The sequence below is a fragment of the Lysobacter lycopersici genome (assembly GCF_007556775.1).
Classification (GTDB): Bacteria; Pseudomonadota; Gammaproteobacteria; order Xanthomonadales; family Xanthomonadaceae; genus Pseudoluteimonas; species Pseudoluteimonas lycopersici.
The window spans coordinates 2085301-2111502 of record NZ_CP041742.1; the positions used below are offsets into that span (position 1 = coordinate 2085301).

Here is a 26202-nt window from a genome sequence, read left to right on the forward strand (position 1 = left end):
GTCAGCGTGATGAAATTGTTGCTTGCGTCGATCGCGGCGTTGGTGGTCCAGCCCCTCGTATTCCTGATGTGGATGGGGCTGCCATATGTGTTTACTTCCGAAAATTTCCCGTGGAATGAATTTCCAAGTATGGCGCGGGTGGTAACGATCTTTGCGTTGCCTTTTTTGTTGATTCTCGGGATTCCGGTTTTCCTGGTTCTGCGGAGAAAAAATTGGCTTTCAGCCCTTCGCATCGGGTTCGCGGGATTCCTTATTGGAATTCCGTTTCCGCTCATCGTCGGATGGCCGAGATATAGCCCCGGCTTCTCGTCCGGCGGCTACTTCTATGGACCGAACCGCGATTTCGTGGTCGATGGAGTCACTACCATTTATGGCTGGCTCGCGTATGTGCAGTCGGTCGTGATCTATGGGTTGCACGGCATTGCCGGCGCGCTTGCGTTCTATTTCACTTGGAAATGGCTGCAATTTTCAGAGACTGGATCGTTCGGTTCAGAGCCATAGAGCGGATTTCGAGCCGCGACAATCCTGTTTGCGAAACGGCTTTTGTGGGAGCGGCTTACAGCCGCGACAGGTCTGCGACGAAAAGCAATCGTGGTTCGCCCTCTCCCGCCCTTCGGGCACCCTCTCCCTCAAGGGGAGAGGGAAAGCATCGCGCTCAAGCGCCGCAGGTACTCTCGGTCACGATGCGTTGCACGCGCTCGTAATCGGCTTCGTTCTTGTCCTTGTCCTCGGCCTTTCCGAACATCAGCGTCGCGCGGGCTTCGCGTTCGCGGCGCTTCCACGCATCGCAGGCGGCGCCGTCGGGCACGCGCTGGCAGGTATCGGTCGTCTTCTGGCAGGCGGCGCCGACACCGGGCGCGGAGCCATCGCCGATGCCGGTGACTTCCAGCGGTACGCAGCGTTCGGAAGGCGTGCCGTCGTCGCTGAGGTAATGGTCGTTGTCGAACGTCGTGCATTCGAACAAGGGCGGTGGCGGCAGGCGTTCGCCATCGGGTTGCGCACGCGCGCTGGCGGGATCGGGCGCAGGCGCGGGCGGTTCCGGCGCGGGCGGTGGCGCCGGTTCGACCGGATCGGGAGCAACGGCCGGGGTGTCGACGAATGCCGGTGTCGTCGTGGAAGGCGATGGCGTGTCGAGCACGCGGCGCGTCTGCTTGCTGCCTTTCGGGCAGGGAATGTCGTTCTGGATGGAGACCGCGCCGCTGGCGTCGGTGCAGCGATAGATCACCACTTCGGCGCGTGCCGGCGCTGCGTCCGCGATGATCAGCAACGACGCGCAGGCGAGGGCGAATGCGCTTCGCATCAATGCCCGCCGCAATCGTTGTCGAGGCGCGCGTCGATGCCGCGCTGCTCGCGGTTCAACTGTTCGCGTTCGGTCGGTTGCGCGTTGAAGAAGCGGTTGCCGATTTCCTCGCGCCGGTCGCGCAGGCGCGCGCAGGTTTCCGATGGCGGCAGCATGTGGCATTCGTCGCGCACCCAGGTGCCGCCGCCGTAGCCGGCGATGGTCGGCACCGGGCCGTGGACGTAGCCGCCGCCATCGACGTTCACGTCCACGGTGCCATCGCCATGGCGGACGATGCGGGTGCCGCCCGGGCGGTAATAACCGTCGCTGACGGCGGGATAGCCCAGCGTCCACAACGGAACCCAGCGCGGATTCCCTTCCGGCGAATCGCTGGTGTAGGTATTGCCGTCGGGCATGCGGCATTCGTACATGGGCTGCGGCGGCGCGAGCACGATGGTGCGCGTCGGCGGCGGCGCGGGTTGCTGTCGTGGTTCGGGCGCCGTGTCCACGACGCGGTTCGGCGCGTCCTTGGGCCGCACCATGCTGCGCGTTTCCTGTTGCTGGCCCTTGGCGCAGGGCGTATCGCGCAGGGTGGTGTTGCCGCGCGCGTCGGTGCAGCGGTAGATCGTCACCTCGTCGGCCTGCGCGCGTGGCGCATGCAGCGCGGCCACGGCGAACGCGGCGGACAGGCAGGCGATGGGGAAACCGCGATCCATGCGCGCATCTTGCGCGCGCCGGCGGCGAAGGCAAGCGCCGGGCGTCGAACGTTCGCTACGGATTCAGGCGCGCAGCACGGCGCCGGTGCGGGCGTCGCGGATCGCGCTGGGGCGTTCGAGACCACCGGTTTCGCCTTGCAGCACGCCGTCCACGCCGGCGACGACGGCCGGATCGAGCGCATCGAAGGTCGCAACGGCGGGCATGCCGGCGCGGTTGGCGCTGGTCGAGACGAGGGCACCGCCGAAGGCCTCGCACAGCGCGATCACGCCCGGATGCGCGGTCACGCGCACGGCGATGCCCTCGTGCGCGCCGGTGATCCAGCGTGGTGCGCCGGGCGAGGCCGGCACGATCCAGGTGTTCGGCCCTGGCCAGCTTTCGCGTACGGCCGTGCGCTGCGACTCGGGCAACGCATCGAAATCCACGAACGGCGCGAGTTGCGCTTCGTTCGCGGCGATCAGGATCAGGCCCTTGTCGACCTCGCGTTCTTTCAGCGCGAGCAGGCGCAGCGTCGCGGCCTCGTCGCGCGGATCGCAGCCCAGGCCCCAGACCGCTTCGGTGGGGTAGGCGATGACGCCGCCATGCTGCAGCAGGCGCGTGGCGGCGCTGGCATCGAGGCGTGTGCTCACGCCAGGCGCAATTCCACCGGGATATTGCCGCGGGTCGCGTTGGAATACGGGCAGACCTGGTGCGCGGCGTCGACCAGCGCCTGCGCGGCGTCGCGTTCCATGCCGGGCAGGTGGATGGCCATGCGCACGGCCACGCCGAACGCCTGTCCCACCGGCCCGAGGTCGACTTCGGCATCGACGGACATGTCCGCCGGCAGCGTGATGTGCTGCTTCGCCGCTACCGCCTTCATCGCGCCGATGAAGCAGGCCGAATAACCCGCCGCGAACAGTTGCTCCGGATTGGTGCCGCCGCCCGCGCCGGGGCGGGTGTGGGTGACGTCGAGGTGGCCGTCGTCGCTGGTGGAACGGCCGCCGTCGCGGCCGCCGCCGGTGGTATGGACATGGGCGGTGTAGAGGACCTTGTCGAGCGTGTTCATCGCGGTTTCCTTGTGCGGTTTCGGGGATGTGGAAACGATATGCCGCGCGCTGTTACCGCCTGGTCAGAACGGCGGCGCGTCCTTCTTCTTCACCACGCGCTTGCCGACCTGCGAAGCTGCGGCGGGCGTGAGCAATGGCTGGGCCGGTTCCGGGTGCGGGCTGACGTAGGCCTTCTTCGCGGCCTTCTTGGTCGCGGTTTTTTTGCCCGGAGCTTTCTTCGCGGCGGTTTTCTTCGTCGCCTTTTTTTCGGCGGGCGCTTTCTTCGTCGCGGCCTTCTTTTCGACAGCACGTTTCGCTACCGCTTTCTTCGCCCCGAAACCACGCCGCGCCGGCTTGCCGGTTTCGGCGAGGAATTGTTGCGCTTCCTCCAGCGTCAGCGACGCCGGTTCGCGATCCTTCGGGATCTTGCCGTTGAGCTTGCCGTCGGACAGATAGGGACCGAAGCGCCCGTTCAGCACCTGCACGTCGTGGCCGTCCCATTCCTTGATGATGCGGTTGCGCGCGATCTCTTCCTTTTCCTCGATCAGGAACACCGCGCGGGCGAGGTCGATGGTGTGCGGGTCGTCGCCTTCCTTGTCCTTGAGCGAGGCGTAGGTCGCGCCGCGCTTGGCGAACGCGCCGAAGCGGCCGATGCCGACGGTGACCGTTTCGCCGTTGGATTCGCCCAGCGTGCGCGGCAGCTTGAACAGCTCGATCGCGTCCTCGAGCGTGATCGTGTGCATCGACTGGCCGGGGCGCAGCGAAGCGAATTCCAGCTTCTCGTCCACGTCCTTGTCGCCGATCTGCGCGTAAGGCCCGAAGCGGCCGAGGCGCACGCTCACCGGCTTGCCGGATTTCGGGTCGATGCCGAGTTCGCGCGCGCCGGTGGCTTCGCTGCGGTCGACGCTTTCGGATTTTTCCTCGACCAGTTCCTTGAACGGGCCCCAGAACTTCTCCATCAACGGCACCCAGTCCTCCTCGCCGCGGCTGACCGCGTCGAGTTCGTCCTCGAGCTTGGCGGTGAAGTCGTAATCGACGTAGCGGGTGAAGTGCGCGCTGAGGAATTTCGACACCGCGCGGCCGACGTCGGTGGGGCGGAAGCTGCGGCTTTCCATTTCCACGTACTTGCGGAACAGCAGGGTCTGGATGATCGAGGCGTAGGTCGAAGGCCGGCCGATGCCGTATTCCTCCAGCGCCTTCACCAGCGCGGCTTCGGTGAAGCGCGGCGGCGGCTGGGTGAAGTGCTGGTCGGCGTGGATGCGGTCCAGCGGCACGTTGTCGCCGGGCTTCATCGCCGGCAGCTTGCGGCCTTCGTCGTCGTCCTCGGCGTTCTTCGCGTCCTTGCCTTCCTCGTACACGGCGAGGAAACCGGCCACCACGACCGTGGTGCCGCTGGCGCGGAAGCTGTGCTCGGAGCCGGCGGCCAGTTCCACCGTCACGGTGTTGAGCGTGGCCGGGATCATCTGGCTGGCGACCGCGCGCTTCCACACCAGGTCGTAGAGCTTGCGTTCGTCGTCGCTGAGGAAGCGCGCGACCTGCGCCGGCGTGCGCAGCGCGCTCGTCGGGCGTACCGCTTCGTGCGCTTCCTGCGCGTTCTTGCTCTTGGTCTGGTAGAAGTTCGGCTTGTCCGGCAGCGATGCGGTGCCGAAGTCGCGCGCGATCACGTCGCGCAATTCGCCCAGCGCTTCCTGCGACAGGTTGACCGAGTCGGTACGCATGTAGCTGATCAGGCCGACGGTGCCTTCGTCGCCGAGCGCCACGCCTTCGTACAGTTTCTGCGCGACCTGCATGGTCTTGCGCGTGGTGAAGCCGAGCTTGCGCGCGGCTTCCTGCTGCAGGGTCGAGGTGGTGAACGGCGGCGCCGGGCGGCGCTTGCGTTCCTTGCTGGCGACATCGGTGACGCGCAGCGAACCGCCGGCCGCGGCGGCGATGCGCGTGCGTGCGTCCTCGGCGGCGTCGGCATTGGTGATGGTGAATTGCTCGACCTTCTTGCCGTCCAGCTTCGACAGCTTGGCGGTGAAGGATTGCGAGGGATGCGCGACCTCCGCTTCGACCGTCCAGTATTCGCGCGCACGGAATGCCTCGATCTCCTCCTCGCGCTCGACGATCATGCGCAGCGCCGGCGACTGCACGCGGCCGGCGGACAGGCCGCGCTGCACCTTGCGCCACAACACCGGCGAGAGGTTGAAGCCGACCAGGTAGTCGAGCGCGCGCCGCGCCTGCTGCGCATCGACCAGATCCGAAGCGATCGCGCGCGGCTGGGTCATCGCTTCCTTGATCGCGCGCGGAGTGATTTCGGTGAACACCACCCGGTGCAGCGGCTTGTCGCCGAGCAGCTTGCGTTCGGCCAGGATCTCGGCGATGTGCCAGCTGATCGCCTCGCCCTCGCGATCCGGGTCGGTGGCGAGGTAGATGTCGTCGGCCGCCTTCGCCGCCCTGGCGATGGCTTCGACGTGCTTCTCGTTTTTGTCGATGGTTTCGTAGCGCATGGCGAAGCCATGCTCGGGATCGACCGCACCTTCCTTGGGCACCAGGTCGCGGACATGGCCGTAGCTGGCGAGGACGGTGAAGTCCTTGCCGAGGTATTTGTTGATCGTCTTGGCCTTGGCCGGCGACTCGACGATGAGCAGGTGCTTGGGCATTGCGCAGGGGATTCCGGTGGCGCGGCGCCGGGCGGCGCGGGTTCGCAGAAGCCAACGCCCGGGGCGGTGGCCCCGGGCGTTCAACTTCGTCCTTATTACAGTGGAATCACGGCGATGGCCGTGGTGTCAAGGATTCCTTTTCCGCGCGATCCGCCGAAAGAGAGGGCCGGGACGGGGTTTCAGCCGTAAGCATGACCCGTATCCGTGGCTGCGGAACGGGCATCCCGGCACAACTTTTCCGGCCCGGATGTCCGCACTTGGGGCGGATTCTCGCTAAGGGATGAAGCCCGCCATCCGGACCGGGCCACGACAAAGGAAACACCATGCACCCGCTTCGATTTTCCATTGTGCTGGCCGGCCTCGTGGTCGCCTGCGGCCTGGCGGTTGCGCCAGCGGCAAGGGCCGCGACAGGCGCCACCACCGCGACCGGCTCCGCCTGCCAGCCGGTCGTTCCCGGAAGCAACGCCAAGCTGGGCTTCAAGGCGACAGGCGTCCGCAACGAGTCGACCACGACAAGCAGTTTCGTGATTTGCCCACTGCCATCGACCGTGACGTTCGGAAGCAACGTATTCACCGACGTCTGGCTGCAGGTCTATTCGATCGACGGCGCCAGCCACGACGTGACCTGCACGGCGGTGACGGGGTTCCTGCTTTCCGTCCTGCAGTACTCGAGCAAGACCACCACCGTGTCCGGCGCGAACCAGGCAACCCTCGAATGGAACGCCGCCGACTTCGGCGCAACCGCCGGGGATCTCATCGGCAACAGCAACGCGTTCTCGGTGACGTGTGCGTTGCCGCCGCAGACGTTGATCCTCGCGGTCAACGGCTGGTTCCTCTACTAGCGGGCTGATCGCCCGGAACACGAAAAGGGCGCCGAAAGGCGCCCTTTTCGCGTATGCGAATTCAGTTGCGGCAATGTCGATCGCTTCCGGTCAGTGCACCGGTTCCGGCTCGTCGAGGAACATCTGCGTTTCCATCCAGGCGTAGGCGGCTTCGCTACCGGGCTGGTTGAACAACACCATCAGCACGACCCACTTGAGGTCGTCGAGGTCGAGTTCCTCCTGGTCCAAGGCCATGGCCCGGTCCAGCACCAGCTCACGCTGCTCGGCGCCGAGGATGCCCTGTTGCTCGAGGAACAGCAGGAAACCGCGGCATTCGACGTCGAGCTTGTCGAGCTCGGGCCCGAAGTAGACGCGCGTCGGTCCGTGCGCACGGACGTTCGCCACGACCGGGCGCTGGTCGGCGAGGACACCGAGCCAATCGAAGGCCTTGTGGATTTCGGCGGTGCTGAAGCCGGCTTCGGTGAGTTCGGTGACCAGCGGGCCGTCGCGTAGGGCGGCGTCATCGCCCAGCGGCAGCGGCGGGGCGGCGTCTTCGGCGAAGTAGTGTTCGAACAGGTAGAGCAGGACGTCCAGGATGCTCTCTTTCATTTCCCTCGGCCTGCGTCGCAAGCGACGCGTCGATGGCACCTCGGGCACCGTCGGGCTCCTGCCCGCCAGCGTCGTGGCCGCCACCCCGTGAAGGGCGCCGGCCGCCGCCATCCCATGGTTTCCCACGGTCCCCCGCGATGGCGGTCGCGGCGCGATCCTTGCGCCGCACGCCGGGGCCGGACCGCGCCTCAGCGCTTGCGGGAATAGCGGCCGTGCTCCACGGAGACACGGCCTTGCAACTCCATGACTAGCAGCATGGAGGACAGGCTGGCGGCCGTCAATCCGGTGCGTGAGACGAGTTCATCCATATCGGTTGGGTCGTGACCGAGTGCCTGCCACAAGCCATGGGGGTCGCCATCGGGCGAATCGGGTTCCGGGACAAGCGGTTTCACGGTCCGCTCCAGACCTTCGGAATGCGCCAGCCGTCGTTCCAGTGCCATGCCCAGGCCGGTCGCCAGCGGAGGCAGCGCAATGAGGATTTCGTCCGGCGATTCGACCAGTTGCGCGCCGTCACGGATCAGTTGGTGGCAGCCGCGCGACAACGGGTTGTCGATCGAACCGGGCAGGGCGAAGACCTCGCGCCCACTGGCCGCAGCCTGCTTCGCGGTGATCAAGGCACCGGATTTCAATCCGGCCTCGACCACAAGCGTGCCGAGCGCCAGGCCGGCGAGGATGCGGTTGCGCGCGGGGAACTGGCTGCGCCGCGGCGGGGTGTCGGGCGGGTATTCGCTGACCACCACGCCGGTTCCGGCGATGCGCGCCTGCAGCGGAGCCTGGCTAGGCGGGTAGGGCTGGCCGTGGCCGGCACCGAGCACGGCGAGGGTGAGTCCGCCAGCCGTGAGCGCGGCTTCGTGCGCGGCGGTATCGATGCCTGTGGCGAGTCCGCTGGCGACTGAGACGCCGGCGCTTGCCAGCGTCGATGCGAAGTCGCGCGCGTGGCGCAACCCGCCGGCACTGGGGCCGCGGCTGCCGACGATGGCGATTGCCGGGTGCCAGAGCCGCGCCGGTTCGCCGCTGACGAACAGCGCCAGCGGCGGGCTCGGGATTTCGCGCAACAGCGGCGGGTAGTCCGGGTGAAGCCAGCCGACGAGGTGGTTGCCCTCGCATTCCAGCCATGCGGCATCGCCCGCGTCGGCTGCGCGCGCAGGGGCAGGCAATCGGGTTTCGAATCCGCATTCCCGCCAGGTTGCCGACGGTGCGGACAGCGCCGCTTCGGCGCTGCCGCAGCGTTCAAGCAGGCGTTTTCGCGGGCCGATCGCGCCACCGGCGCGAACAAGGGCGAGCAGGGCTGCATGTTCGGAATCCATCGCCGCAGCATGGCCCGGAAACGACGACGGCGCCCTCGGGCGCCGTCGCGTGGAGCTTTCGGAAAACTCCGAATCAATACGTCGCGTCGGGATGCTTGGCCTGGTAGCCGATGCGCACCGGGCGGGTGCCGTCCATCACCAGCGCATAGCTGACCTTGTCGAAGGTGCGGAACACGATCGCATGGCCGGCGAATTCGTCAGGTAGACGGACCTTCTCCCGCCAATCGACCGTGGACGGCTGCCGCTCTGGCGAATATTCGACCCGATCCACCACGTTGGAGCCATTGCGCCACAGCGAGAACACGGTGCCGTTGTCGATGCCTTCGCGCGTGCCGCCGGAAATCGCGATCACGTCGTGGCTGCCGCCCGAGGTGAGCATGTCCGACACCGCGAGCACCTGCAGGCGGCCGTAATCGGCCATCTGCTTGGGCGGGTGCGGGAAGAACTGCAGGTCGTAGGGCTGCGGGTCGACCGGCAGGATGCGGTCGCCGACGCGGATTTCGCGGCCTTCGGAATCGATCAGCAGGGTAGCGACGTCGATGCCGTGGCCTTCGCCGCGGGTGACGGTGCCGGCGCCGACGCGCATCAACTCGTAGCCCAGCGTCTCGTTGCCCTTGTCGGGGAATACGGCATCGCTCCAGAACTTCGCGGACTGGTCGATGTCGAGGCGGCCGCGGTAATCCAGGTCGTCCTTGCCGAAACGGTCGCAGCACAGGCCGGCGCGGCTCAGGTGGGTGTAGCGCACGGTCGGGCGCACCACCAGGAAGCGCTGGCCGGGCTGGGCGTCGGCGACGCCGCGGACGTAGGCGACCTGGCCTTGGGCGACGCGCAGTTGGTCTTCCTCGAGGCCGACGACGTAGGGCAGCTGGTCGAACTGGTCGACCACGCGCAGGTCCTTCAGGTATTTCTCGACGTCCGACAGCGGAATCGCGTTGATCGGCGCCTCGTTGCGCGGCCCCGGGGTCATGCCGACGCGATCGAGGTAGGCGAGGCTGATGACGTCGCCCGGGTAGATCAGGTGCGGGTTCCGGATCTGCGGATTGGCCTGCCAGATTTCCGGCCACAGCCAAGGCTTGCGCAGGAACTTGCCGGCGATGTCCCAGAGCGTGTCGCCACGCTTCACGACGTAGGTATCGGGATGGTCGGCGCGGAATTCCTGCGCCACCGCGACACTCCCGATGGTGAGGGCGGCGGCGACCAGCGCCGTGCGCCAGCCCTTAGAAAGGCGTTCAAGCATTGCGGCCATGTGCCCGCTCCCCTTGCGATTTTCCCCGTGCAGCAATCTCAATCTAGCCCATATTCGGCGGGCCTTTGCAAGCCCGCGAGCGTACAATGTGACGCGCGCCCGACTTGGCGCCGATCCCGTCCGTTCCGACCGTCCGCCATGGCCCTGCTGCCCATCCTCGAGTTTCCCGACCCGCGCCTGCGCACCAAGGCGGTGCCGGTGGATCCCCCGCGCCTGGCCGATCCGGCGTTCCAGCGCCTGTTCGACGACATGTTCGAGACCATGTACGCCGCCCCGGGCATCGGCCTGGCCGCGAGCCAGGTCGACGTGCACCAGCGCTTCATGGTGATCGACGTGTCCGAGGAGAAGGACCGGCCGATGGTGTTCGTGAACCCCGAGATCGTGTCCCGCGAAGGCGAACAGGTCTACCAGGAAGGCTGCCTGTCGGTGCCCGGCATCTACGCCGACGTGACCCGCGCCAACGAAATCGATGTCCGTTTCCTCGATCGCGAAGGCAAGCCGCAGGAAATGCGCGTCGATGGTCTGCTCGCGGTGTGCATCCAGCACGAGATGGACCATCTCGACGGCAAGCTGTTCGTCGACTACCTCTCGCCGCTGAAGCGCGAGATGGTGCGGAAGAAGCTCGCCAAAGCGAAACGCAACGCGGCCTGATGATGGTTCCCGGTTCTTGGTTGCTGGTTGCTGGTGAAACGCGATCCGGTATCCGCCAACAACCAGGAACCGACAACCAGCAACCTGGCATCACCCCATGAGAATCATCTTCGCCGGCACCCCGGAGTTCGCGGTGCCCAGCCTGCGCGCCGCCGCGCGCCACAACGAAGTCGTCGCCGTCTACACCCAGCCCGACCGTCCCGCGGGTCGCGGTCGCGGGCTGCAGGCCTCGCCGGTGAAGCTGGAAGCGGTGCAGCGCGGCATCCCGGTGCTGCAGCCGGAGAACTTCAAGTCCGCGATTTCGAAAGACGCCCTGCGCGCACTGCAGCCCGACGTGATGATCGTGGTGGCCTACGGCCTGCTGTTGCCGCGCAGCGTGCTCGCCATTCCGCAATACGGCTGCTGGAACGTGCACGCCTCGCTGCTGCCGCGCTGGCGCGGCGCGGCGCCGATCCAGCGCGCGATCGAGGCCGGCGATGACCAAACCGGCGTGTGCCTGATGCAGATGGAAGCCGGGCTCGATACCGGTCCGGTGCTGCTGGAACAACGCACGCAAATCGGCGCGAACGAAACCGGCGGACAGCTGCACGACCGCCTCGCCGAACTCGGCGCGCAGGTGCTCGCCGACGGCCTCGGCCTGCTGCGCGTGGGCTTGTCACCGATGCCGAAACCGCAAGCCGACGAAGGCGCGACCTACGCGCGCAAGCTCGACAAGGCCGAGGCGCGGCTCGACTGGTCGCGACCCGCGGTCGAACTTGAACGCAAGGTGCGCGCGTTCAACCCGTGGCCGGTGGCCGACGCCGTGCTCGGCGGCGAACGCGTTCGCATTTTTGAGGCCGTAGCGCTGGGCGATGAACACGCAGCGGAAGACGGCACCATCGTTGGCGCGGGCAAGCTTGGCATTGATGTCGTCTGCGGCGAAGGCGTGTTGCGCCTCACGCGTGTGCAACGCGATGGAGGCAAGCCGGTTAGTGCTGCCGAATATCTCAATGCTCGTCGCGATCTGCTAGATTTTTTTGCGGGTCGAAATCTTTTTCCTGGTGAGGCATGAGCGCCGGCGTCGCCGCGCGCGTGGCCGCGGTGCGCATCCTCGATGCGGTGGTGCAGCGCGGGCGCTCGCTCAAGGCCGAATTCGCCAACGCGCTGCCTGCGCTCCCGGACCCGCGCGATCGCGCATTGACCGAAGCCATCGTGTTTTCCGCATTGCGAAATCGCGCGCGCTACGACGAGGCGCTGGTGGCATGGATGCCGAAGCCGCCTGGCCGTCGCGATGGCGAATTACGCGCGCTGCTGTGGGCGGGGTTCGCGCAACTCGACGCGCTCGGCCTGCCGCCGCATGCCGCGGTCGATGCGACCGTCGCCAGCGCGCGTGAGCTCGGGCGCGAGCACCAGGCCGGGCTCGTCAACGCGCTGTTGCGGCGCGCATTGCGCGAACCCTTGCCGGCTGCGGATGCGGGTGCCGCCTGGCCCGAATGGTTGGCGAATCGCATTCGCAACGACTGGCCCGGCGATGCCGAGGCGATCTTCGACGAAAGCGCGAAGGAGGCGCCGTCGTGGTTGCGGGTGAATCGGCGCCGCGGTTCGCGCGACGATTATCTCCGGCGCCTGCGCGAGGCCGGCATCAACGCGTCGGTCGACGAACGCTTGGCCGATGCCGTGAAGCTGGAATCGGCGGTTCCGGTCGCGCAATTGCCCGGCTTCGACGCAGGAGACGCCTCGGTGCAGGACGGCAGCGCGCAGGCCGTGGCCGATGCCTTGTCGCCGCCGTTGGGCGCGCGCGTGCTCGATGCCTGCGCCGCGCCGGGCGGCAAGGCCGCGCACCTCGCAGAACGCGATCCTTCGCTGCGCATCGTCGCGCTGGATGTCGACGCGCGCCGGGTGCGGCGCATGCAGGAAACCTTCGCGCGACTCGGCATCGAGATCGAATCGCGCGCCGCGGATGCGGCCGATCCCGCCGCATGGTGGGACGGAACCGCCTTCGACGCGATCCTGCTCGACGCACCGTGTTCGGCCACCGGCATCGTGCGCCGCCAGCCGGACGTGCTGCTGCATCGGCGAGAATCCGATCTCGCATCGCTGGTCGCGCTGCAGGCGAAGTTGCTGGATGCGCTGTGGCCCGCGCTCGCACCCGGCGGCGCGTTGCTCTACGCCACCTGTTCGATCCTGTCCGAAGAGAATTCGGGGCAAGTCCGCGCCTTCCTCGAAGGCCACGCGGATGCGGCGCTGGAACCGCTGGATGCGCGCTTCGGTCGCGATACCGGCTTCGGTTCGCAGCGACTTCCCGGCGAAGGCGGCATGGACGGCTTCTTCTGCGCGCGCCTGCGCAAGCGCTGATCCGCCGACGACAGTCCGACGCGCGCTGCGGCTATCATCCGCGCATGCCGAAGACCCGCGCCTCCCGCGAAAGCTGGCTGTTCTGGATGGTGGCGCTGCTGGTGATCGGCGCCGGCCTCGGCCTGCGCGATCCATGGCCGGCGGACGAACCTCGCTTCGCGCTGGTCGCGAAGCAGATGGTCGAGAGCGGGCAATGGCTGTTCCCGCACCGCGGCGTCGAGCTGTATTCGGACAAGCCGCCGATGCTGATGTGGCTGCAGGCGGCGATATTCGAGCTGGTGCGCGATTGGCGCGTGGCGTTCCTGCTGCCGTCGCTGCTGGCGACCTTCGGCACCTTGTGGTGCGTGATCGACCTCGGTCGCCGGCTGTGGACGCGGCGCGTGGGGCTGTACGCCGGTTGGGCGTTGCTGTTCGCGCTGCAGTTCACCTACCAGGCGAAGAAGGCGCAGATCGACCCGCTGGTGACCTTCTGGATCACGCTCGCCAATTACGGCCTGTTGCGGCACTTCCTGTCGAGCCGGCACGACCCGGAACCCGACTGGAAGATGTGGATGCTGGGCTGGTTCGCGGCGGGCCTGGGCACCATCACCAAAGGCGTGGGCGTGCTCGCACTGGCGATGCTGGTGCCCGCGATCTACGCCAGCGTGCAGGGTTGGCGCGATGTGCGCGTGCCGTTGCGCGCGGCACCGGTATTGCTCGGGCCGCTTGCGTTCGTCTTCGCCGTATCGTTGTGGCTGGCGCCGATGCTGGTCGCGGCGCTGTCGCAGCACGATCCGGCCTATCGTTCCTACCTCGACGACATCCTGTTCCACCAGACCGCGGGACGCTACGCGAAGTCCTGGGACCATCCGCACTCACCGCTCTATTACCTGGGCGTGATGCCGTCGATGTGGATTCCGCCGCTGTTGGCGCTGCCGTGGGCGTTGCCGGCGTGGTGGCGTCGCCTCAAGCGCCGGGATGCGCGTTACCTGTTGCCGCTGGCCTGGTGGGTGCTGGTGGTGCTGTTCTTCTCGATTCCGCACGGCAAGCGCGATGTCTACATCATGCCGGCGTTGCCGATGGCGTGCCTGGCGCTGGCGCCGCTGCTGCCAGGCATCGTGCGCAAAACTTGGCCGCGCCGGATCGCGTGGTTGTGCGCGCTTGCGCTCGTCGTCGCCTGCGCCGGCGCGGGCCTGGCGATGCTGCTGGGCAATCCTTCGTTCGAGGCGCGCTTCACCATCGAGCGCGGGTTCGAACCGGGCGCATCCGCGATCGCATGGCTGCTGCTGGCGATGGCGAGTTGGGGCATCGCCGGCATGCTCTGGTTCCGCGGCAGGCCGGTATCGATGCTGCTTTCGGGGCTCGCCGGGCTGTGGGTCCTGTATGGCCTCGTTGCCTATCCGTTGCTCAATCCGGCGAGTTCGGCGCGTGGGTTGATGGCCGATGTCGGGCAACGCATCGGCCCGCACGCAGAGCTCGGCCTGGTGGCATGGAAGGAACAGAACCTGCTGATGGCCGATCGCCCGGCGAAGACCTGGGGCTTCGTGCTGCCGCCGCACGAGCAGCTCGCCGCGGCCATGCCGTGGCTGCGCGCCGACCCGACGCGCCGCGTGCTGATCCTGGAGGCGGCGATGGGGCCGTGCGTCGACCACGATCGCGCGCAGTTCGCCGGCGCCGCCAACCGTCGCCGCTGGTGGTTGATCGATGCATCGGCGTTGCGCCCGGGCTGTGTGCCGCCCGAACTCAAGGATTGGCGCGGACCCGACTTCGACTGAGCCGGTTCAACCGAGTCCAGCGAGCGCGGCCAACGCCGCGGTCGCGGCATCGAGGTCGTTGCGCAGGCCGAGCGCGCGCGCGGACGAGCGCAGGCGTTCGCGCGCCGCGTCGTCGCCGGCGAGCTTTCGCGCCGCTTCGGCAATCGCCGCGGGTTCGCCGGCATCGGCCACCTGCACCGCACCGGCCCGCGCAAGCCAGCGCACGCGCGCCGCTTGTTCCGCCTGCAGCGGCGAGGCGACCACGGGAGTGCCGAGCGCGAGTGCCTGCACCAGCAGGCTGCCGCCGGCGAGCACGGCCACGCGCGCACCGGCGAGCAGCGCCATCAGTTCGGCATTGGGCAACGCCGGCGTGGCGATGGCAGGGGGCGGGGCCGGCATCGCGACCGCGAGCGTGGCCAGGCCATCGCGGGCGAGCGCGGCCGCGACCGCGCCGAAGCGTGCCGCCGCACCCGCATGCTCGCCGCCGCCGGTGCAAACCACGGCGTAAGGCGCATCCGCGAGGCCGAAGCGCGCACGCAAAGGCGCGAGTTCCGCCGGCGGTGCGAACAGGGTCGCGAAGCGTCGCACGCCCACGCGCGGATAACGCCAGCGCGCCAGGCATTCGCGGCAGCCGGGTGCGCCGAGCAGGTCCGCGCCGATCAGCCAGTGTGCATCCAGCTGCGCCATTCGGCGCCAGCGAAAGCCGCGGCCGCGCGCGCTCGGGCGCGAACTGAGCAGCAGCGTGCGCGCACCGGCCGCATGTGCAGCGGCCAGGGAGGCGACGCGCGCATTGCCGTCGAACACGACCAGCGCCGGCTGCAGTTGCGCGATCGCCGCCGCGACTTCCCGCGGCGATTTGGTCGGTGACGCGGGCAACTCGATGCCGGGGAACGGGGCCGGATCGATGCCGGGCGCGAGCAGGAAATGCGCCTCGCATTCCGGCCAGCGCTGCAGCAGCGCCTGCGCCAGCAGCCGGCAGCGCTGCACTTCGCCGCTGCCCGCGCTGCCGGATACCGGGACGAACAGGATGCGCACGCCGAATCGCCCTGGGTGGAGTCGCGGCGAGTGTAGCCGCGCGTCGGTCGCCCGCGCATTGCATCGGCGTCGGCCGCACGCGAGGATGCGGCGATGGCCTCCCCCGTCACCTTCTTCCTCGATGCCGACGATGCGACGCTCGCCGCGTGGCGCGGTCTGCAGCCCGATCGCGAGCCGCGGCGCATGGTGCTCGGCGAGGATTACTGGGTCGTGCAGACCTGGGCGCGCCTGCGCGATGCCGGCATGCCGGTGGCGCTCGACAACCGGGTGCCGGACGAGGGCGTCGTCGTGTTCTACGCGGGCGACAAGCGCGTCGTGTGGAAGCAGCTGCGCGCAGGCAACCGGGCCTTGCTCGCCGCGGTGCGCAGCGATCGCCACCCGGTCGGCTTCGCCGATGTCGAAATCGTGCAGAACGCGTCTTCGGCCGACGGCGTGCGCGCCGTGTACCTGCCGCACTGGCCGCAGCCGGGGCTGCTCGCGCGCGATCCCGCGCGCGGCGACGCGCTGCGCGTCGTGCTGTTCCCGGGGACGCCGCAGAACCTCGCTGCGGACTTCGACGCGTCGGACTGGCATTCCTTCGTGCAGGCGCGCGGCATCGAGTTCCGTTGCCGTTACGGCGACGACGCGGCGGCGTGGAACGATTACCGCGATGTCGATGCCTTGCTCGCGATCCGGCCAGGATCGATGGGGCTCGTGCGCAACAAGCCGGCCTGGAAACTGTTCAACGCCTGGCTTGCGGGGATTCCCGCGATCCTCGGGCCGGAGTCCGGTTATCGGGAATTGCGCCAGGGCCCGCTCGATTTCCTCGAAGCGGCGACGCCGGCGGCGGCGATGCAGGCCTTGCAGCGGCTGCAGGACGAGCCGGGCTTGTACCGCGCGATGGTCGACAACGGTTTGGCGCGCGGCGCGGAATACACGATGGAAGCCACGCGCGCGCGCTGGATCGAACTGCTCGATGGACTGGCGTCGCGCCGCGCCGCATGGCGCCGGCCACCGGCTCTGGCCACGCGTCGCGTTCGCGACCTGCACGCGCGCTTGCGCCGGATGTGGCGCAAGCGCGGTTGATCTTCAGCGCCGGCGCCGCTCGATGTCGCGGTAGGGATTGTCCTCGCCGCGTCCGGAAGGGCGCAGGGTGTAGCGCTTGTAGGTCCACTGGTACTGCGCCAGGTCGCGCCGCGCGATGCGTTCCACCGCCGCATCGAGCGCACGCACGCCGACGCCGGGTGCGGTCGATGCGATGTCCGGCGGCGCGGGTTCGACATGCACGGCGAACGCCGGCGGTGCTGCCAGGTCGGTCGCCAGCAGGCGTTCGCACCATGCGAACACGACGATCGCGCCGCTGCGCGCGGCCAGGCGCGAGAGCAAGGTCATCGTCAGCGCGGGATAACCGAAGAACGGCGCGAATTCGCCGTCGCCACCCTTGGGTTGCTGGTCGGGGAGGATGCCGACCACGCCGCCCTCGCGCAGCGTGCGCAGCAACTGGCGCACGCCGCTGGCTTCGGCGCGAACCTGGGTGACGCGTCGTGCATCGTCGGCGGCGCGCGCGCGGCGCAGGAAATCCTCGCCAACCCGCGATTCCGGCGGCGCGTACAGGATCGAGATCGGCGTGCGCGCGGCCAGCCACTGGTTGAGCAGTTCCCAGTTGCCGTGGTGCGGCGCGGCCACGATCACGCCGCGGCCGCTGGCGATGGCGGTTTCGAACAGCGATTCGCCCTCGGTTTCGTGGACCAGGGCCAGGTTTCCGGAATGCGGTCGGGTCCAGAAGCGCAGCGTTTCCAGCAACTGCCGCGCGGTCGACACGAGGATGCGCCGGCGCAGCGCCTCGCGTTCGTCCGATGGCATGTCCGGGAACGCGAGTTCGAGGTTGCGCAGGGCGACGCGGCTTTCGCGCGCATCCGTGCGCAGCCACGACGACGCGATGCGCGCAGCCAGCCACGGGTGCCAACGCCATGGCATGCGCCCGGCGAGGCGGGCGAGCGCGAACAGCAGGGCGGCTGCGAAGCGGTGCATCGCGTCATTGTGTAGGAGCGCCCATTTGGGCGCGACCCGGCGTTGTTGCGATCCCGGTCGCGCCCCTGCGATGCGCTCCTACAATGCAACGATGCTTGCCCTGATCCAGCGCGTGATCGAAGCGAAGGTGACCGTCGATGGCGAAACCGTCGGCGAAATCGGCCCGGGATTGCTGGCGCTGGTCGGGATCCAGCCCGGCGATGGCACGGCGCAGGTCGCGCGCATGCGCGAACGCCTGCTCGGCTACCGGGTGTTCGACGACGAGGCCGGGCGCATGAACCAATCGCTGTTGCAGTCCGGCGGCGGCCTGCTGCTGGTCAGCCAGTTCACCCTGGTGGCGGACACCTCATCGGGCATGCGGCCGGGCTTCAGCACCGCTGCTGCGCCGGTCGAAGCTGAACGGATCTTCGGCGAACTGGTTGCCGCCTGTCGCGAAATCCTGCCGGCAGGGGTGGAAACCGGGCGTTTCGGCGCCCATATGGTCGTCAGCCTGGCCAACGACGGCCCGGCCACCTTCCTGCTGCAGGCCTGAGCCGGTTCGATCCGGCGTACGGGTATAATGCAGGGTTCCCTTCCCACCCCACCGATGGCACGCCCCATGGCCAACGAACGGCAGACAGCCCCGCAGTCCGACATCAAGCTCCTGATCAGCAAGGGGCTGGAACAGGGCTATCTGACCTATGCCGAGGTCAACGACCACCTGCCCGACGACATGGTCGACCCGGAGCAGATCGAAGACATCATCGGCATGATCAACGGCATGGGCATCGAGGTGCACGAGATCGCGCCCGATGCGGAAACGCTGTTGCTCGCCGGCAGCTCCGCCGGCGGCCGCGAAGTCGACGACACCGCCGCCGAGGAAGCCGCGGCCACGCTGTCGGCGCTCGACACCGAAGGCGGCCGCACCACCGACCCGGTGCGCATGTACATGCGCGAAATGGGCACGGTCGAGTTGCTGACGCGCGAAGGCGAAATCGCGATTGCAAAGCGCATCGAGGAAGGCCTCAACCAGATGCTGTCCTCGCTGGCCAGCTTCCCGTGGTCGATCCAGATGCTGCTCGAGGACTACGAGCTGCACAAGGCGGGCAAGAAGCGCCTCGCCGAAATCGTGGTCGGCTTCAACGACGTCGAGGAAGTGGAAGCCGCGCCGGCGGCCGAGGTCGCCGATTCCGCCGATTCCGATTCGGAGGAAGACGAGGACGACGATGCCGGCGGCGACGCCGAGGAAGCCGGCCCGACCGGCCCGGACCCGGTCGAGGTCGCGCGCCGCATGGAGGCGCTGGCCGCGTCCTATGCCAAGTTCCAGAAGACCTACGCCAAGAACGGCGCATCGGCGAAGCCGGCGATCAAGTTGCGCGAGGAAATGGCCGAGCAGTTCATGACCCTCAAGCTGCCGCTGCCGCTGACCGAAACCCTGGTCCGCAAGCTGCGCGACATCCTCGGCGAGATCAAGGACCACGAACGCCGCATCCTCGACCTGTCCACGCGCGTGGCGAAGATGCCGCGCAAGGACTTCATCAAGGCCTGGGAAGGCAACCAGACCAACCTTGGCTGGGTCGACGAGCTGCTCAAGCGCAAGCAGAAGTGGGGCTCGGGCCTGCGCGACGTGCGCGAGCAGGTGATCGCCGAACAGGAAGCGACCATCGCCATCGAACAGGCGATGCGGGTCACGCTCGAGGACATCCGCGAAATCAGCCGCGCGATGGCCTACGGCGAGGCCAAGGCGCGCAAGGCCAAGAAGGAAATGGTCGAGGCCAACCTGCGCCTGGTCATCTCCATCGCCAAGAAGTACACCAACCGCGGCCTGCAGTTCCTCGACCTGATCCAGGAAGGCAACATCGGCCTGATGAAGGCGGTCGACAAGTTCGAATACCGCCGCGGCTACAAGTTCTCGACCTACGCGACGTGGTGGATCCGCCAGGCCATCACCCGCTCGATCGCCGACCAGGCGCGCACCATCCGCATCCCGGTGCACATGATCGAGACGATCAACAAGTTGAACCGCATTTCCCGGCAGATGCTCCAGCAGTACGGCCGCGAGGCCACGCCGGAGGAGCTGGCGAAGGAAATGGACATGCCCGAGGACAAGATCCGCAAGGTCATGAAGATCGCCAAGGAGCCGATCTCCATGGAGACCCCGATCGGCGACGACGAGGATTCGCACCTGGGCGATTTCATCGAGGACACCAACGTCGAGTCCCCGATCGAGGCGACCACCAACACCAACCTCACCGAGACCGTGCGCGACGTGCTCGCCGGCCTCACCCCGAGGGAAGCGAAGGTGCTGCGCATGCGCTTCGGCATCGACATGAACACCGACCACACCCTCGAGGAAGTCGGCAAGCAGTTCGACGTCACCCGCGAGCGCATCCGCCAGATCGAGGCCAAGGCCCTGCGCAAGTTGCGCCATCCGAGCCGTTCGGAAACGCTGCGCAGCTTCCTCGACATCGACTGATGCTCCATTCCCTCTCCCCTCGTGGGAGAGGGTGGCGCGTAGCGCCGGGAGAGGGGGAATTTCCTCTCCGCATGAAAAAGCCCGCCTCGTGGCGGGCTTTTTCGTTCCCGGGGTTCAGTGCGGCGACACCGGCCGCAGCGGATGCGCCTCGGTGTTGAGCACCACGCGTTGCGGGTCCAGCGTCGCCGGGCCGGCGAAGAGCAGGTAGAAATACTTGAAGGTCTCGGCGAACAGGAAGCTCTCCATGTCGTCGGCCTTCTGCATCGTGCGCACGTCGGAAATCGCCGCGAAGCCGGCATCGGTCCGGGTGTGGCGCACGAAGTCGTCGAACAGGCTCCGGCCCATGTCGCGGTAGGCGGCATCGCCCGTGGCGCGATACAGGTACCAGGTCGATTCGACGATCTCCGGCCGCAACGGCCATGCGCCGTCGACCACGACGCCGCGGCGGTAATCCCAGGTTTCCGGTTCGATGCCGTGGGCGTTCCACATCGCGAACGACGAGGCCTGCAGGCGCTTGGCCCGCGCCACGTCGCCCGAGTATGCGAGCAAGCCCGGCATGAACGCATCCAGCGCGCCGTATTCGCTGGCGCCGCGCGCGCCGGTGGACATGTCGGCGTGGCCGTACCACAGCGCGCCGTCGACTTCCTCCGGCAGGTAGCGGTCGGCGGCGGCGATGCTCGTTTCCCACATCGCCTTGCAGTCCGGGTCGCCGAACAGCTTCCAGCACTTCCACAGGTATTCGTAGTAGGAATCGATGCGCGCGCCGATGTGCGAATCCGTGCGCGTCCACTTCCCGGTTTCGACGTCGAAGCGTTCGCCGACCAGTCCGATCGGCGAACGCCGCTTGTAGGTTTCCACCAGCGCGCGCTTGGCTTTCTCGTAATAGACCGGCTTGCCGGTAAGCCGCGACAGGGTGCCGTATTCGAGCAGCAGCGTGCCGGCTTCGGCGGGATTGCTTTCGGTGCCGCTGGTCTTGCCGGTGCGCAGGTTGACGTTGACCCAGGGCAGGCCGGTCGGCGAATCGAACGCGGGCAGCAAGCGCGTGCCGAGGTCGTCGGCCAACGCGAGCAGCTTCGGGTCGCCGGTCATCTGGTAGGAGGAGAGCAGGCCGCCGAGCAGGCGGATCACCACTTCGAAGTGCTTGACCTCGATGTCCTGGTCGAACGACAGCCGCGCATCGATCAGTTCTCGCGCATCGCGGGCCTCGTCGTCGAGGCCCATCAGCAGCATCGTGTCGAGCGCGTCGACCGGCGTCATCAGCAACGTTTGCGCGTACCAGTCGCGAGGTTGCTTGCTCAGCGGTTGCAACGCGTCGTGGCCCCAGGCGTATTCGCGGTAGCCGCGCCATGCATGCAGGAATTCGGCCTTCACCCGTTCGGCCATCGCCGCGTCCGCGCCGTTGTCGCGCAGCAACGCCGCGGCATCGACTTGCGGTTTCGGCGTCGGCGTCGTCGCGCAAGAGGAAAGCGCGACCAGAAGGGACGCGCCCGCGACCAGCCACATGCGTTTCATGCCTTGCCTCCGAAGGGGTCCGCCGAGCGGATGAGCTGCAACACGTCGTGGCAGGCGCCCATGGTGTGGTAATCGGTCTTGCCTGCCGGGCTTTTTTCGTCGTCGTACTTGCGGTTGGCGCGATCGAGGATGCGATACCAGGCGCCATGGCGGTGGTCGACGAAGTGCTTCCATGCGTGGGTCCAGATGCGCGCGTACCAGTCGCGATAGGCGTGGTCGCCGGTCGCTTCGAACAGGCGCGCGGCCGCGGCGATGGCCTCGGCCTGCACCCAGAAATACTTGTCGTCGTCGCAGACGTAGGCATCGCCTTCGACCACGACCGTCCCCGAGGATGGTTCGCGCAGCGATTCGAAGGCGAAGCCGTAGACGATGCCGCCGTGCTCCGCGTCCCAGCCGTGCGCGAGCGCGGTGTCGAACAGGAATCGCGCCTTCGGCAGCAGCCAGCCGGGCGCGCCTGCGCCCAGGTGCGTGCGCAGCAGGAGCAGCAGCTTGGCCCATTCCACCTGGTGCCCGGGCTGGAAACCCCAGGGCCGGAACAGGTGTTTCGGATCGTCGCGGTGGTAGTTCCAGTCGATGTTCCAGTCGCGATCATGGTGTTCCCAGACCAGGCCGCCGGCGAGCGCGGCCTGTCGCCGCGTCATGTGCTCGGCGAGCAGTAGCGCGCGCTCGAGGTAGAAGCTTTCGCCGCTCGCCTCGAACGCGGCGATCATCGCCTCGCACAGGTGCATGTTCGCGTTCTGGCCGCGATAGCCGGAGAAATTCCAGTCGGCGTCGGCTTCGTCGCGATACAGGCCGGCGTCGGCATCCCAGAAACGCGCTTCCAGCAGCTCGCGGGTCTCGTCCATCCATGCAGCGGTGTCGAGGCGTGCCTCGTGAATGCCGGCCTTGCGTGCGGTCGCATAGGCGAGCAGCACGAAAGCCATGCCGTAGGCGTGGCGCGTGCGGTCTTCCGGCACGCCGTCGCGCAGCGTCCACGCGTACCCACCGCTGGCGGGATCGCGGTGGGCATCGCGCAGATGGCGCAGGCCGTGTTCGACCGCGGCGCGGTATTCCACCGCGATCGCCTCGCCGGCGAATTCGCGCGCGGCCATCGCGTAGTCGTAGACGAAGCGCGTGCTGCTGACCAGGTGCCGGTGCGCCGTGTCGTAGACCATGCCGTCGTCGCGGAAGTAGTGGAAGAAACCGCCGGCCGGATCGATCGCGCGCGAATGGTAGAACGCCATGGTGTCGGCGACATGCGCGCGCAGCACTGCGGGCGATTCGAACTCCGGAAGCGGCGTGGCGGGCAGGTTCATTCGATCTCTCCGGCGAGGGCGCGCACTTCGGCGGCCGAAGGCATGGCATCGAACGCGCCGTGGCGGGTCGTCGCGAGCGCACCCGCGGCCATGGCATGGCGCAACAGGTCGGTGCGCGACGCGTCGTCCTCGAAGGCCCGGGCGAGCGAGGCGGCATCGATGCCGCGTGCGACCAGCCGCTGCAGCAGGCCGGCGACGAAGGCATCGCCGGCGGCGGTGGTGTCGATGGCCTCGACCGCGAACGTGTCGACAATCCCGCCGGCGTTCGCGGTCCACCAGCGCAGCGGCGCGGCGCCATCGGTGACCACCAGCGCGCGCGTGGCGTTCGCGAACAGGCGCGCGGGCACGTCGCTGCCGTCGGCGGCGAGGAACGCGAATTCCTCCGCGCTCAGCTTCACCAGCTGCGCAAGTTCCAGCGCGCGCCAGATCGCCGGCCGTGGATCGGTGCCGCGTGGCCACAGCGCCGGGCGCAGGTTGAGGTCGAAGCTGACCAGCGCGCCCGCATCGCGTGCGAGCGCCATGCCATGCAGCGTCGCTTCGGCGATGCCGGCTTCGGTCAGGGTGTTCGAACAGGCATGGAACACAGACAGCGCCGCGAACGCGCGAACATCGAAATCCGCGTTGCGGAACAGCAGGTCCGCGGCCGGCGGGCGACGGAAGCTGAAGCTGCGTTCGCCGCCTTCGCCGAGGCGCACGAAGGCCAGCGCGGTGGGCGCATCGTCGCTGCGGCGCACCTGCGAGAGATCGACGCCATGGCGCGCGAGTTCGGCGAACAGCGCATCGCCGAACATGTCGGTGGCGAGCATGCCGACGAAGCGCGCGTCGCCGCCGAGGCGGGCGACGCCGACCGCGACGTTGGCCGGCGCGCCGCCGGCGTGCTGCACGAAGCGGGTCGGTTCGCCCGGCCGCGCGGCTTGCGCGAGGAAATCGATCAGCGCCTCGCCGAAGCAGGCGATGCCCGTTCGCGCCGCCATCAGTGCATCGGCCGCGTCGGTGCGGCCGGCAGCGCGGCCGCGGTACTCGCCTCGAGCGCGGACAGGCGCGAACCGCGCAGCGCGTACCAGGCGATGAAGGCGTAGCACGCCAGCGGCAAGGCGAACGCGTGCTGGATGCCGATGCGGTCGGCCAGCGCGCCCTGCGCCAGCGGCACCACGGCGCCGCCGACGATGGCCATGATCAGCAGGCTCGAGGCCTTGCCCGTCATCGCGCCCAGCCCTTCGATCGCGGTGGTGAAGATGGTCGGGAACATGATCGAGTTGAACAGCCCGATCGCGAGCACGGTCCACATCGCGAGCTGGCCGTGCGTGGACATCGTCGTCGCCAGCAGCGCGATGGCGATGAGCGCGAACAGCGCGAGCAGCTTGCGCGCATCGACCTTGGTCAGCAGTCCCGCGCCGATGAAACGGCCGATCATCGCGCCGCCCCAGTAGAACGGCAGGTACTTGCTGGCGGTGGCCTCGGCCAGGCCGCCGATCCCCGGTTCGGCGAGGTAGTTGATGAGGAAGCTGCCGATCGACACTTCCGCGCCGACGTAGACGAAGATCGCCAGCACGCCCCACTTCAGGTGTGCGTGGCGCAGCACGTCGGCGTAGCCGTGGCGCACCGTGTCGCCGGCATCGGTCGCCTCGCGCAGCGCCGGGATGCGCATCAGCAGCACGAACGCGGCGAGCAGCACCAGCGCACCGGCGAGCAGCAGGTACGGCACCTGCACCGACTGCGCCTGCGTGGCGCGATAGGAGGCGAGCGCATCCGGCGACATGGCCGCGAGCTTGTCGGCGCCGAGCACCGCGGCGGACAGGATCAGCGGCCCGATGAAGTAGGGGAACAGCGTGGTGCCCAGCGAATTCAGCGCCTGCGCCAGGTTGAGGCGGCTGTGCGAAGTCGCGGCGTCGCCGAGCAGGCTGATGTACGGGTTCGCCGCCACCTGCAGCAGGGTGATGCCGCTGGCGAGCACGAACAGCGCGGCCAGGAACAGTCCGTACGACGGCAGCTTCGCCGCCGGATAGAACAGCACCGCGCCGACGGCCGCGACCATCAGCCCGACCACGATGCTGGCCTTGTAGCCGAGGCGCGCGAGCACCGCGCCCGAGGGCAGCGACATCAGGAAGTACGCGCCGAAGAACGTGAACTGGATCAGCATCGCCTGCGCGTAGTTCATCGAGAACACGGCCTTCAGGTGCGGGATCAGCACGTCGTTGAGGCTGGTGAGGCCGCCCCACATGAAGAAGATCAGGCTGACGATGGCGATGGCGGCGGGATGCGAGAGCTGGCGCGACGGCGCCTGCGGGGCGGGCGAGGTCATGCGGCGGTTCCCTGGGCTGCGTGCGGGGCGGCGAGGCTGCTGGCGCGCACCACGAGGCGCGCGTCGGCGACGATGGTGCGCGGCGCTTGCGTGGCGCGATCCGGGTCGTACTGGCGTTCGGCGAGGCGTTCCAGCACCAGCCGCGCGGCCTGCATGCCGCGCTCGCGCGGCGCGACGGCAATGGTGGTCAGCGGCGGCGCGGAGACGGCGGCTTCCGGGATGTCGTCGAAGCCGGTGAGCGCGAAGTCGACGCCGGCGCGGCGGCCACGCGCGGCGAGGCCGCTCATCAAGCCGAGCGCGACCGCGTCGTTGTAGCAGACCGCCGCGGTCGGCGCGGGGTCGCGCGCGAACAGCGCGCCGGCCTGGCGCGCGGCCTCGAGCCGCGTCGGCGCGCATTCCACCAACCACGCCGGATCCGGCGCGATGCCCGCGGCCGCGAGCGCGTCGCGGTAACCGGCGCGGCGTTCGCCGCACGAGGAGGAATCGCGATGGCCGCCGAAGAACGCGATCGCGCGATGGCCCTGCCCGAGCAGGTGCTCGGTCGCGAGGCGCGCGCCACGGCGGTTATCGAGCCCGAGGAAGTCCCAGCCGTCGCCCGCGGCGGCGTCGAGCGCGCGGTTGAACACCAGTACCGGCATGCGCGCGCCGATCAGGCGATGCAGGCGCGCCGGGTCGCTGTGCTCCGCCGGCGACAGGATCGCCGCCGCCGGATCGTGTTCGACCAGCGACGCGAGCACCGCCTGCTGCCGTTCCGGCGATTCGCCGCTGCTGCCGAGCAGCATCACGTAGCCGGCTTCGGCGAGCGCCGCGTCGACGCCAGCGGCGAACTCGGCGAAGAACGGGTTCGACAGGTCGTTGATCACCAGCGCGACCGCGTTCGACGCGCGGCTGCGCAGGCTGGCCGCGCCACGGTGGTAGACGTAGCCCTGGCGGTCGAGTTCGGCCTGCACCTTCGCCCGCGTCTCGGCGTGCACCAGCGGGCTGCGGCCGAGCACCAGCGACACCGTCGAGCGCGATACGCCACAGCCGGCGGCGATGTCGGACAGGGTGACGCGCCTGGCGGTGGTGGCACGGGCAGCGGCGGAAGGGCGGCGGGCAGGCATGAATTTGGATCGATCCAAAGGTCGAGCCATCCTGCCGCCAAAGCCTGCGGGAAGCATTTTGCGCCGCAGCATGCCCGATGCGGCCGGCGATGCTACGGTCGTGTTTTGGAACGATCCAATTTTTCGGGG

General features: G+C 68.3%; 24 protein-coding genes. 9 read left to right on the forward strand and 15 right to left on the reverse strand.

Annotation, left to right across the window (positions count from 1 at the left end; all coding sequences use genetic code 11):
- Positions 1 to 9: 9 nt before the first annotated feature.
- Positions 10 to 501, forward strand: a complete 492-nt coding sequence (locus tag FNZ56_RS10280) for a hypothetical protein (RefSeq protein WP_143879751.1) — start codon at positions 10 to 12, stop codon at positions 499 to 501.
- Between the two features lie 154 nt (positions 502 to 655).
- Here the strand turns inward: FNZ56_RS10280 and FNZ56_RS10285 are convergent, their stop codons facing one another.
- The 5 genes from FNZ56_RS10285 to FNZ56_RS10305 all read right to left on the reverse strand — a co-directional run bounded on the left by FNZ56_RS10285 (position 656) and on the right by FNZ56_RS10305 (position 5660).
- Entirely contained in the window at positions 656 to 1300 is a 645-nt protein-coding gene (locus FNZ56_RS10285) for a DUF4124 domain-containing protein (protein WP_143879752.1), read from the reverse strand.
- Entirely contained in the window at positions 1300 to 1995 is a 696-nt protein-coding gene (locus FNZ56_RS10290) for a DUF4124 domain-containing protein (protein ID WP_143879753.1), read from the reverse strand. The genes FNZ56_RS10285 and FNZ56_RS10290 overlap by 1 nt, the downstream gene beginning before the upstream one ends.
- A 63-nt stretch (positions 1996 to 2058) precedes the next feature.
- Positions 2059 to 2622 carry a Sua5/YciO/YrdC/YwlC family protein gene (locus FNZ56_RS10295; protein WP_143879754.1) on the reverse strand — a complete coding sequence of 188 codons (564 nt, stop codon included), beginning with the start codon at positions 2620 to 2622 and terminating at the stop codon, positions 2059 to 2061.
- Positions 2619 to 3038 (reverse strand): organic hydroperoxide resistance protein, encoded by a 420-nt coding sequence (locus tag FNZ56_RS10300; protein WP_143879755.1) that lies wholly within the window; start codon positions 3036 to 3038, stop codon positions 2619 to 2621. The genes FNZ56_RS10295 and FNZ56_RS10300 overlap by 4 nt, the downstream gene beginning before the upstream one ends.
- Positions 3039 to 3101: 63 nt before the next feature.
- Positions 3102 to 5660 carry a DNA topoisomerase I gene (locus FNZ56_RS10305; RefSeq protein WP_143879756.1) on the reverse strand — a complete coding sequence of 853 codons (2559 nt, stop codon included), beginning with the start codon at positions 5658 to 5660 and terminating at the stop codon, positions 3102 to 3104.
- A gap of 323 nt (positions 5661 to 5983) precedes the next feature.
- On the opposite strand from FNZ56_RS10305, the gene FNZ56_RS10310 reads away from it, so the two are divergent.
- Positions 5984 to 6502 carry a hypothetical protein gene (locus FNZ56_RS10310; RefSeq protein WP_143879757.1) on the forward strand — a complete coding sequence of 173 codons (519 nt, stop codon included), beginning with the start codon at positions 5984 to 5986 and terminating at the stop codon, positions 6500 to 6502.
- A 90-nt stretch (positions 6503 to 6592) separates the two neighbouring features.
- Here FNZ56_RS10310 and FNZ56_RS10315 read toward each other — a convergent pair whose 3' ends face one another.
- From FNZ56_RS10315 to FNZ56_RS10325, 3 genes are all read right to left on the reverse strand, one after another.
- On the reverse strand, positions 6593 to 7090 hold the full coding sequence (locus tag FNZ56_RS10315) for a DUF494 family protein (protein ID WP_143879758.1): 498 nt from the start codon (positions 7088 to 7090) through the stop codon (positions 6593 to 6595).
- Positions 7091 to 7278: 188 nt separating this feature from the next.
- Positions 7279 to 8397, reverse strand: a complete 1119-nt coding sequence (gene dprA, locus FNZ56_RS10320; protein ID WP_143879759.1) for a DNA-processing protein DprA — start codon at positions 8395 to 8397, stop codon at positions 7279 to 7281.
- A 73-nt stretch (positions 8398 to 8470) separates the two neighbouring features.
- A complete protein-coding gene (locus tag FNZ56_RS10325) occupies positions 8471 to 9634 on the reverse strand; it encodes a LysM peptidoglycan-binding domain-containing protein (RefSeq protein WP_143880339.1) in 1164 nt (387 codons plus the stop codon).
- A gap of 147 nt (positions 9635 to 9781) precedes the next feature.
- On the opposite strand from FNZ56_RS10325, the gene def reads away from it, so the two are divergent.
- The 4 genes from def (at position 9782) to FNZ56_RS10345 (ending at position 14382) form a co-directional block, all read left to right on the forward strand.
- Complete coding sequence (gene def / locus FNZ56_RS10330; protein WP_143879760.1) at positions 9782 to 10294, forward strand: peptide deformylase; 513 nt, start codon at positions 9782 to 9784, stop codon at positions 10292 to 10294.
- A gap of 97 nt (positions 10295 to 10391) precedes the next feature.
- The gene (fmt, locus tag FNZ56_RS10335; protein WP_143879761.1) at positions 10392 to 11345 is read left to right on the forward strand and encodes a methionyl-tRNA formyltransferase; all 954 of its coding nucleotides are present in this window, start codon (positions 10392 to 10394) and stop codon (positions 11343 to 11345) included.
- On the forward strand, positions 11342 to 12628 hold the full coding sequence (rsmB, locus tag FNZ56_RS10340; protein ID WP_143879762.1) for a 16S rRNA (cytosine(967)-C(5))-methyltransferase RsmB: 1287 nt from the start codon (positions 11342 to 11344) through the stop codon (positions 12626 to 12628). The genes fmt and rsmB overlap by 4 nt, the downstream gene beginning before the upstream one ends.
- Positions 12629 to 12672: 44 nt before the next feature.
- Positions 12673 to 14382 carry an ArnT family glycosyltransferase gene (locus FNZ56_RS10345; protein WP_143879763.1) on the forward strand — a complete coding sequence of 570 codons (1710 nt, stop codon included), beginning with the start codon at positions 12673 to 12675 and terminating at the stop codon, positions 14380 to 14382.
- 6 nt (positions 14383 to 14388) lie between these two features.
- On the opposite strand, the gene FNZ56_RS10350 is transcribed toward FNZ56_RS10345, so the two are convergent.
- A complete protein-coding gene (locus tag FNZ56_RS10350; RefSeq protein ID WP_143879764.1) occupies positions 14389 to 15396 on the reverse strand; it encodes a hypothetical protein in 1008 nt (335 codons plus the stop codon).
- 93 nt (positions 15397 to 15489) lie between these two features.
- On the opposite strand from FNZ56_RS10350, the gene FNZ56_RS10355 reads away from it, so the two are divergent.
- Positions 15490 to 16461, forward strand: a complete 972-nt coding sequence (locus tag FNZ56_RS10355) for a hypothetical protein (protein ID WP_143879765.1) — start codon at positions 15490 to 15492, stop codon at positions 16459 to 16461.
- Positions 16462 to 16464: 3 nt separating this feature from the next.
- Here FNZ56_RS10355 and FNZ56_RS10360 read toward each other — a convergent pair whose 3' ends face one another.
- Positions 16465 to 17406, reverse strand: coding sequence for a lauroyl acyltransferase (locus FNZ56_RS10360; RefSeq protein WP_143879766.1), 942 nt, complete (start codon positions 17404 to 17406; stop codon positions 16465 to 16467).
- Positions 17407 to 17497: 91 nt separating this feature from the next.
- Here FNZ56_RS10360 and dtd point away from each other — a divergent pair, with 91 nt between their 5' ends.
- Both dtd and rpoD read left to right on the forward strand, forming a co-directional pair.
- On the forward strand, positions 17498 to 17938 hold the full coding sequence (dtd, locus tag FNZ56_RS10365; protein WP_143879767.1) for a D-aminoacyl-tRNA deacylase: 441 nt from the start codon (positions 17498 to 17500) through the stop codon (positions 17936 to 17938).
- 66 nt (positions 17939 to 18004) lie between these two features.
- A complete protein-coding gene (gene rpoD, locus FNZ56_RS10370; RefSeq protein WP_143879768.1) occupies positions 18005 to 19861 on the forward strand; it encodes an RNA polymerase sigma factor RpoD in 1857 nt (618 codons plus the stop codon).
- Between the two features lie 114 nt (positions 19862 to 19975).
- Here the strand turns inward: rpoD and FNZ56_RS10375 are convergent, their stop codons facing one another.
- From FNZ56_RS10375 to FNZ56_RS10395, 5 genes are read right to left on the reverse strand one after another with little or no spacing between them, the layout of a single operon-like run.
- Complete coding sequence (locus FNZ56_RS10375; RefSeq protein WP_246064574.1) at positions 19976 to 21373, reverse strand: glycoside hydrolase family 47 protein; 1398 nt, start codon at positions 21371 to 21373, stop codon at positions 19976 to 19978.
- A complete protein-coding gene (locus FNZ56_RS10380; protein ID WP_143879769.1) occupies positions 21370 to 22668 on the reverse strand; it encodes an AGE family epimerase/isomerase in 1299 nt (432 codons plus the stop codon). Before FNZ56_RS10380 ends, FNZ56_RS10375 begins: the two co-directional genes overlap by 4 nt.
- Positions 22665 to 23645: a carbohydrate kinase family protein gene (locus FNZ56_RS10385; RefSeq protein WP_185970833.1), complete on the reverse strand. Its 981-nt coding sequence runs from the start codon at positions 23643 to 23645 to the stop codon at positions 22665 to 22667. Before FNZ56_RS10385 ends, FNZ56_RS10380 begins: the two co-directional genes overlap by 4 nt.
- Positions 23642 to 24970: a sugar MFS transporter gene (locus FNZ56_RS10390; protein WP_143879771.1), complete on the reverse strand. Its 1329-nt coding sequence runs from the start codon at positions 24968 to 24970 to the stop codon at positions 23642 to 23644. The genes FNZ56_RS10385 and FNZ56_RS10390 overlap by 4 nt, the downstream gene beginning before the upstream one ends.
- Positions 24967 to 26073 (reverse strand): LacI family DNA-binding transcriptional regulator, encoded by a 1107-nt coding sequence (locus FNZ56_RS10395; RefSeq protein WP_143879772.1) that lies wholly within the window; start codon positions 26071 to 26073, stop codon positions 24967 to 24969. Before FNZ56_RS10395 ends, FNZ56_RS10390 begins: the two co-directional genes overlap by 4 nt.
- Positions 26074 to 26202 lie beyond the last annotated feature (129 nt).

What these genes read in the sequence shown, in the direction of transcription:
- FNZ56_RS10315 (WP_143879758.1), bottom strand. Translation starts at nt 7,090, where the DNA reads ATGAAAGAGAGCATCCTGGACGTCCTGCTCTACCTGTTCGAACACTAC.
- FNZ56_RS10360 (WP_143879766.1), bottom strand. Translation starts at nt 17,406, where the DNA reads ATGCACCGCTTCGCAGCCGCCCTGCTGTTCGCGCTCGCCCGCCTCGCC.
- FNZ56_RS10355 (WP_143879765.1), top strand. Translation starts at nt 15,490, where the DNA reads ATGGCCTCCCCCGTCACCTTCTTCCTCGATGCCGACGATGCGACGCTC.
- FNZ56_RS10280 (WP_143879751.1), top strand. Translation starts at nt 10, where the DNA reads ATGAAATTGTTGCTTGCGTCGATCGCGGCGTTGGTGGTCCAGCCCCTC.
- FNZ56_RS10375 (WP_246064574.1), bottom strand. Translation starts at nt 21,373, where the DNA reads ATGAAACGCATGTGGCTGGTCGCGGGCGCGTCCCTTCTGGTCGCGCTT.
- FNZ56_RS10345 (WP_143879763.1), top strand. Translation starts at nt 12,673, where the DNA reads ATGCCGAAGACCCGCGCCTCCCGCGAAAGCTGGCTGTTCTGGATGGTG.
- def (WP_143879760.1), top strand. Translation starts at nt 9,782, where the DNA reads ATGGCCCTGCTGCCCATCCTCGAGTTTCCCGACCCGCGCCTGCGCACC.
- FNZ56_RS10310 (WP_143879757.1), top strand. Translation starts at nt 5,984, where the DNA reads ATGCACCCGCTTCGATTTTCCATTGTGCTGGCCGGCCTCGTGGTCGCC.
- FNZ56_RS10395 (WP_143879772.1), bottom strand. Translation starts at nt 26,073, where the DNA reads ATGCCTGCCCGCCGCCCTTCCGCCGCTGCCCGTGCCACCACCGCCAGG.
- FNZ56_RS10390 (WP_143879771.1), bottom strand. Translation starts at nt 24,970, where the DNA reads ATGACCTCGCCCGCCCCGCAGGCGCCGTCGCGCCAGCTCTCGCATCCC.
- FNZ56_RS10300 (WP_143879755.1), bottom strand. Translation starts at nt 3,038, where the DNA reads ATGAACACGCTCGACAAGGTCCTCTACACCGCCCATGTCCATACCACC.
- fmt (WP_143879761.1), top strand. Translation starts at nt 10,392, where the DNA reads ATGAGAATCATCTTCGCCGGCACCCCGGAGTTCGCGGTGCCCAGCCTG.
- FNZ56_RS10380 (WP_143879769.1), bottom strand. Translation starts at nt 22,668, where the DNA reads ATGAACCTGCCCGCCACGCCGCTTCCGGAGTTCGAATCGCCCGCAGTG.
- FNZ56_RS10325 (WP_143880339.1), bottom strand. Translation starts at nt 9,634, where the DNA reads ATGCTTGAACGCCTTTCTAAGGGCTGGCGCACGGCGCTGGTCGCCGCC.
- FNZ56_RS10305 (WP_143879756.1), bottom strand. Translation starts at nt 5,660, where the DNA reads ATGCCCAAGCACCTGCTCATCGTCGAGTCGCCGGCCAAGGCCAAGACG.
- rsmB (WP_143879762.1), top strand. Translation starts at nt 11,342, where the DNA reads ATGAGCGCCGGCGTCGCCGCGCGCGTGGCCGCGGTGCGCATCCTCGAT.
- dtd (WP_143879767.1), top strand. Translation starts at nt 17,498, where the DNA reads ATGCTTGCCCTGATCCAGCGCGTGATCGAAGCGAAGGTGACCGTCGAT.
- FNZ56_RS10285 (WP_143879752.1), bottom strand. Translation starts at nt 1,300, where the DNA reads ATGCGAAGCGCATTCGCCCTCGCCTGCGCGTCGTTGCTGATCATCGCG.
- rpoD (WP_143879768.1), top strand. Translation starts at nt 18,005, where the DNA reads ATGGCCAACGAACGGCAGACAGCCCCGCAGTCCGACATCAAGCTCCTG.
- dprA (WP_143879759.1), bottom strand. Translation starts at nt 8,397, where the DNA reads ATGGATTCCGAACATGCAGCCCTGCTCGCCCTTGTTCGCGCCGGTGGC.
- FNZ56_RS10290 (WP_143879753.1), bottom strand. Translation starts at nt 1,995, where the DNA reads ATGGATCGCGGTTTCCCCATCGCCTGCCTGTCCGCCGCGTTCGCCGTG.